We start from the raw sequence: 1,240 nt of genomic DNA, 5'->3' as shown, positions 1-1,240 counted from the left end.
CATGCCTCGACCATACCGGGTAAGATGCATGCCTGCGGCCATGACGGCCACACGACCATGCTGCTGGGCGCTTGCCGCTATCTCGCCGAGACGCGCAATTTCGATGGCACAGTCGTCGCGCTGTTCCAGCCTGCCGAGGAAGGCAGCGGCGGGGCCAAGGCGATGATCGGGGACGGGGTATTCGACCGCTACGAGGTCGACGAGGTCTATGCCATGCACAACTGGCCGGGGCTGACGCCGGGCCATTTCGCCACGCGGCCCGGACCCTTCCTGGCCTCCGCCGACAAGTTCGAGATCCGCGTGACGGGCAAGGGCGGGCACGGCGCCATGCCGCACCTGGCGGTGGACACCAATCTTGCCGCCGCCCAGATCGTGACCGCGCTGCACTCGATCCCCTCGCGAGACATCAACGCGCAGAACGCGGTGGTGATTTCCGTCTGCGGGCTGAAGTCGGAGACCTTCACCTACAATGTGCTGCCCGATGCGGTGACGCTGATCGGCACTGTGCGGCAGTACGATGTCACCGACCGCGAGACGATCCGCACCCGCATCCGTCAGATCGCCGAGGCCACCGCCATGGCCCACGGGGCACAGGTGGAGATGGCATATATCGAGGGGGTCGACCCGCTGGTGAATGCCGAGGCGCAGGCGGATATGGCCGCCGACGCGGGCGAGACGGTGTCCGGCCATGTGAACCGCGAGGCGCCGCGCGTCATGGGCAGCGAGGATTTCGGCGACATGCTGCGGGTGCGTCCCGGGGCCTTTGTCTTCATCGGCAATGGCGACAGCGCCGACCTGCACAACCCGGGGTATGACTTTGACGACAGCATCGCGCCGGTGGGGGCCAGCTGGTTTGCCACCCTGGCCGAGACGCGGATGCCCTTGGCGTAAGCAGCGCGGGACCCCGGGGGCGGGGCGACGCGCGGTCGTGGTTGCGCCCCGGACGCCGGTGCATATGTTGGCATCCATAACCGCAGCGGGTCCGAGGGGCCCCCGCGGCTCGACGAACACTCACGACAACAAGGAGGCCAAGATGCCCGTCAAGAACCGCTTTGCCGAACTGCAGGACGAGATCACCGCCTGGCGCCGCGACCTGCACGAACACCCCGAGATCCTGTTCGAAACGCACCGGACCTCGGCCCTGGTCGAGGAAAAGCTGAAGGAATTCGGCTGTGACGAGGTGGTGACCGGCATTGGCCGCACCGGCGTCGTCGGTGTCATCAAGGGGCGCGGCAATGGG

Annotated in this window: 1 protein-coding gene and 1 pseudogene; both read left to right on the top strand. The window is 67.1% G+C overall.

Features of this window, described 5'->3' with window-relative positions:
• The coding region (locus tag PVW46_RS13240) for an amidohydrolase (protein ID WP_274576134.1) at nt 1-891 on the top strand (891 nt) is incomplete at its 5' end.
• A 142-nt stretch (nt 892-1,033) separates the two neighbouring features.
• Nucleotides 1,034-1,240 (top strand): annotated as a pseudogene (locus PVW46_RS13235) (amidohydrolase); the annotation flags it as partial.

Origin of the sequence: Mameliella sp. AT18 (assembly GCF_028807275.1) — a bacterium.
GTDB classification, from domain to species: domain Bacteria; phylum Pseudomonadota; class Alphaproteobacteria; order Rhodobacterales; family Rhodobacteraceae; genus Antarctobacter; species Antarctobacter albus.
This window is presented reverse-complemented; position numbering and strand designations above follow the sequence as displayed.